The 4,078-nt window shown below is 66.0% G+C and carries 5 protein-coding genes; 3 read left to right on the top strand and 2 right to left on the bottom strand.

Annotated elements, in window-relative coordinates:
• Positions 1 to 580: RsmB/NOP family class I SAM-dependent RNA methyltransferase (locus Q8N40_RS08055; protein ID WP_305711443.1), on the top strand; the 580-nt coding region annotated here is incomplete at its 5' end.
• Positions 581 to 684: 104 nt separating this feature from the next.
• On the opposite strand, the gene Q8N40_RS08050 is transcribed toward Q8N40_RS08055, so the two are convergent.
• Together Q8N40_RS08050 and Q8N40_RS08045 are read right to left on the bottom strand one after the other, a co-directional pair.
• The gene (locus Q8N40_RS08050) at positions 685 to 1,989 is read right to left on the bottom strand and encodes an RsmB/NOP family class I SAM-dependent RNA methyltransferase (protein ID WP_305711442.1); all 1,305 of its coding nucleotides are present in this window, start codon (positions 1,987 to 1,989) and stop codon (positions 685 to 687) included.
• A gap of 23 nt (positions 1,990 to 2,012) precedes the next feature.
• On the bottom strand, positions 2,013 to 2,435 hold the full coding sequence (locus Q8N40_RS08045) for an MAPEG family protein (protein ID WP_305318197.1): 423 nt from the start codon (positions 2,433 to 2,435) through the stop codon (positions 2,013 to 2,015).
• Positions 2,436 to 2,895: 460 nt separating this feature from the next.
• Between Q8N40_RS08045 and Q8N40_RS08040 the strand changes: the two genes are divergently transcribed.
• Entirely contained in the window at positions 2,896 to 3,090 is a 195-nt protein-coding gene (locus tag Q8N40_RS08040; RefSeq protein ID WP_305318196.1) for a hypothetical protein, read from the top strand.
• Between the two features lie 138 nt (positions 3,091 to 3,228).
• The gene (locus Q8N40_RS08035; protein ID WP_305711441.1) at positions 3,229 to 4,059 is read left to right on the top strand and encodes a metallophosphoesterase; all 831 of its coding nucleotides are present in this window, start codon (positions 3,229 to 3,231) and stop codon (positions 4,057 to 4,059) included.
• Positions 4,060 to 4,078: the final 19 nt, after the last annotated feature.

Here is a 4,078-nt window from a genome sequence, read left to right as displayed (position 1 = left end):
CAAGACGCTGGCATTGGCGGCGATGATGCAGGGCAAGGGCCGGCTGATCGCCACCGACCACGACAAGCGCCAGCTGGCGCCGATCTACGAGCGGCTGTCACGCGCCGGCGTGCACAATTGCGACGTCCGCACCCCGAAGGGCCCGAACGACACGCTCGCCGATATCCACGCCAGCGCCGACCTCGTGCTGATCGACGCGCCCTGCACCGGCACCGGCACCTGGCGGCGCAACCCCGACGCCAAATGGCGGATGCGCCCCGGCGCGCTCGAGGTGCGGTTGAAGGACCAGGTCACCGTGCTCGACCGCGCCGCTGCCCTGGCAAAACCGGGCGGCCGGATCGCCTACATCACCTGTTCGGTACTCCCGCAGGAAAACGGCGAACAGATCAAGGCCTTCACCGCGCGCCATCCCGAGTTTTCGGTGGTGCCGCCGGAGCAGACCGCCGCGGTGCTGTGGGACAAGGCCGAGGACTTTGCGGCGACGGCGCTGAAGTCAGATGAAGGCTGGCTGATGACGCCGCGCCGGACCGGGACGGACGGGTTTTTCGTGTCGGTGTTGAAGCGGGCCGCGGCGACCTGAGCTCGTGGCTCCGTCATTCCGGGACGATGCGAAGCATCGAACCCGGAACCTCGAGATTCCAGGTTCGGCTCTGCGTGCCGCCCCGGAATGACGGAGCAACAAGCTCAGGCCACCCCGCGCTTCAGCACCGACACGAAAAACCCGTCGGTCCCGGTGCGCCGCGGCGTCATCAGCCAGCCCTCCGGCGATTGCAGCGCGGCCGCCGCAAACGCCTCGGCCTTGTCCCACAGCACGGCGGCGGTCTGCTCCGGCGGCACCACGGAAAACCCGGGATGGCGCGCGACAAAAGCCTTGATCTGCTCGCCGTTCTCCTGCGGCAATACCGAGCAGGTGATGTAGGCGATCCGGCCGCCCGGTTTTGCCAGGGCAGCGGCGCGGTCGAGCACGGTGACCTGGTCCTTCAGCCGCACCTCCAGCGCGCCGGGGCGCATCCGCCATTTGGCGTCGGGGTTGCGCCGCCAGGTGCCGGTGCCGGTACAGGGCGCGTCGATCAGCACGAGGTCGGCTGACGCGTGGATGTCGGCAAGCGTATCGTTCGGGCCCTTCGGGGTACGGACGTCGCAATTGTGCACGCCGGCGCGCGACAGCCGCTCGTAGATCGGCGCCAGCTGGCGCTTGTCGTGGTCGGTGGCGATCAGCCGGCCCTTGCCCTGCATCATCGCCGCCAATGCCAGCGTCTTGCCGCCGGCGCCGGCGCAGAGATCGATCACCTGTTCGCCGGGTTTGGCGGCCGACAGCAAGGCTGCCAGCTGCGAGCCCTCGTCCTGCACTTCGATCGCGCCCTTGATGAAATCCTCCTCGGCATGGATGCCGGGATTGCGCGCGTCGGCGCCGAGTTCGATGCGCAGCCCGATCGGCGACCACGGCGTAGGCTGAACGCCGAGATGGGCCAGCGACGGCAGCATTTTTTCGCGCGCGGCCTTCAGCGTGTTGACGCGCAGATCGAGCGGGGCCCGGCTCGCCATCGCGGTCGCCTCCGCCACCCGGTCGTCGCCGAAGGCCTGCGCCAGATGGCCGTCGAGCCATTCCGGATAATCGCCGGCGACATGCGCGGGCGCCTCCGCCAGCGTCCGCGAGGTCAACGCGGAGCGTTCGGCCGCGGTCAGCGGCTCCGGCGAAAAACGGCCGCCGTCGCACAGGGCGCCAATCGCCTCGGCATCGAGCTTGCGCTCGAGCTTGAGCATGCCCAGCACGCGCGCCCGCGGCGTATCGGCGTCCATGATCCAGGCGCTGGAGGCGCGCCGGCGCAGCACGTCCCAGATCAGGCCGGCGATCGCGGCGCGGTCGCCGGAGCCGGCATAGCGATGCGCGGTGCCCCACTCCTTCAGCGCCTTCGCCGCCGGAACGCGGTCTGCGTCGATGGTGCCGATCAGTTCGATGGCGGCCGAGAGCCGCGCTGCGGGGGTCATTAAAAACTTTCGTTTCGAGAGGGTTAGCTCAACAACAGCATCTTCAGGGCGAAGTAGAGCCACATCGCAAACAACACCAGCACGCCCGCGAACCAGACCATCGAGCGCTGCCGGACATCGTTGGAGGTCACGAAGATGCCGGCATGGGCGAAGCGGGTGACGACGAACACCCAGGACAGCAGCACGATGACAAGGTCGGCCTTGCGCAATGGCAGCGCCAGCGCGATCAGCACGTAGAACAACACCGGGAGTTCGAACTGGTTGCTGAAGGCGTTGCCGATCTGGGTGACCCGCGTCGGCCAGGCCGGCTGGCGCAGCGCGACGTCCTTGAGGCTGACCTGGCGTCCCGTCACCGCCCGGGTCCGTGCCGCCGCCATCCCCAACAGCAGCGCGAAGGCAAGCCCCACCAGCACGAAGACCGGCAGCAAAACCGTTTGAACCGACATCGAAATTCCCCCCGTTGGAGTGCAGGCCCCCGCTATAGCGACCGCGCCTCTCCCTGACAATAAATCCCGGTTCAAGCGCTTGAACCACAACCGCCGCCGCCGTGACCAAGTGCAGGCGGTTCCACCGATTTCGGTCCGAACCGGTACCAATATGGCGAACGACCGCGATGAACCTCTCTCCCGCCCTGAGGGGCGTGCGCCGTCATGCGGTCATTTGAAGTCAGGTTCATTATTCCGTCGCCGGTCATTATTGAGGTTTCTGTGATGGCTGGCGGCGAGCGTCATAGCGGCGCGGGCTGGTGGAGGACAGCCGTTACAGAAACCATCTTGCACGAGTGGGCCGACGCATCGTGTATGACTCTGTTAACTTCCCTGCTTAAGGGGAGTGCCCGCCGCGCCGGCACCTCCCATTCTGGCTGCGGGGGACGAGCGCGGCTTCGTGTGCCTTCGAAGACACGCAATGACCATAAAAACCTTTTGCACGCTTGCCGCCGCCATCTTTACTCTGATCGCGCTTCTGCAGTTGATCCGGATTGTGATGGGGTGGTCTGTCACCTTGAATGGCGTCGATGTGCCGTTCTGGGCGGGCTGGATTGCCGTCATCGTGGCGGGCGCGTTGAGCTTCGTCGGCTTCCGCGCCGCCATGCGCAGCTAAAGGCTGGCAGAGCCCGCCAAGGCCGATCTGTCGCCGGGCAGCGGAGCCACTTCCCTGCTCGCGGGCATCGAGCCGTCTTGCTCTACCGCGACAGCGGTTTAGTTCAATATATAATCGACGGCGAAAGGGATCTGTCGCATGCCCGAATTTCGTCTGACCCAGATTTCCGACACCCACCTCACCCGCCGCCATCCAAAACTCACCGACAATTTTCACCGGGTGAGCGAATACATCGACGCGACGCAGCCCGATCTCGTCGTCAACAGCGGCGACCTCGCCTGGGATGCGCCGACCAACCCGGACGATTTCGAATTTGCCCGCGAGCTGCACGCAGCACTTCCGGCACCCTGCCGCTACCTTCCCGGCAATCATGACGTCGGCGACAATCCGACCAGGCTCGGTCCCACCCCGGCTTCACCCGTCACCGAGCCAGGCCTGCAGGCTTACCGCGCGTGCTTCGGCTGTGATCGCTGGCGCTTCGAGGCTGCCGGCTGGTGTTTCATCGGCCTCAATTCGATGGTGATGAACACGGGTCTTGCAGGCGAGGCCGAACAGATCGACTGGCTGGGTCAGCAGTTCGCCAGCGCCGACGGCAGGCCGGTGGCGCTGTTCCTGCACAAGCCGTTGTTTCTGAATTCACCCGACGATGCGGAACTGGCGGCGACGGCGATACGCTATGTTCCGATGCCGGCGCGCAGCCGGCTGGTGGAGATGCTTGATACCGTCGACCTGCGGCTGGTCGCCAGCGGCCACGTGCACCAGCGCCGTGATTTCACGTTTCGCCACACCAGGCACGTCTGGGCGCCGTCGGCCGGCTTCATCATTCCGGACCATAGACAGGAAGTGATCGGCAGCAAGGAAGTCGGGCTGGTGGAATACCGTTTCCAGCCCGACGCCTTTGAAGTCCGTCACGTCAGGGCGCCGGGCCAGATCGATGTCGATCTGGATGGGCTGCTGCGCGGCAGCTAGAGGCAGCCCGAATTAACGG

The organism is Bradyrhizobium sp. (assembly GCF_030693485.1).
Classification (GTDB): Bacteria; Pseudomonadota; Alphaproteobacteria; order Rhizobiales; family Xanthobacteraceae; genus Bradyrhizobium.
The sequence above is the reverse complement of the archived record's forward strand: the minus strand, read 5'-3'. Positions and strand labels throughout refer to the sequence as shown.

Coding starts and splice junctions, on each gene's coding strand:
- Q8N40_RS08050 (WP_305711442.1), bottom strand. CDS start 1,989: ATGACCCCCGCAGCGCGGCTCTCGGCCGCCATCGAACTGATCGGCACC.
- Q8N40_RS08045 (WP_305318197.1), bottom strand. CDS start 2,435: ATGTCGGTTCAAACGGTTTTGCTGCCGGTCTTCGTGCTGGTGGGGCTT.
- Q8N40_RS08040 (WP_305318196.1), top strand. CDS start 2,896: ATGACCATAAAAACCTTTTGCACGCTTGCCGCCGCCATCTTTACTCTG.
- Q8N40_RS08035 (WP_305711441.1), top strand. CDS start 3,229: ATGCCCGAATTTCGTCTGACCCAGATTTCCGACACCCACCTCACCCGC.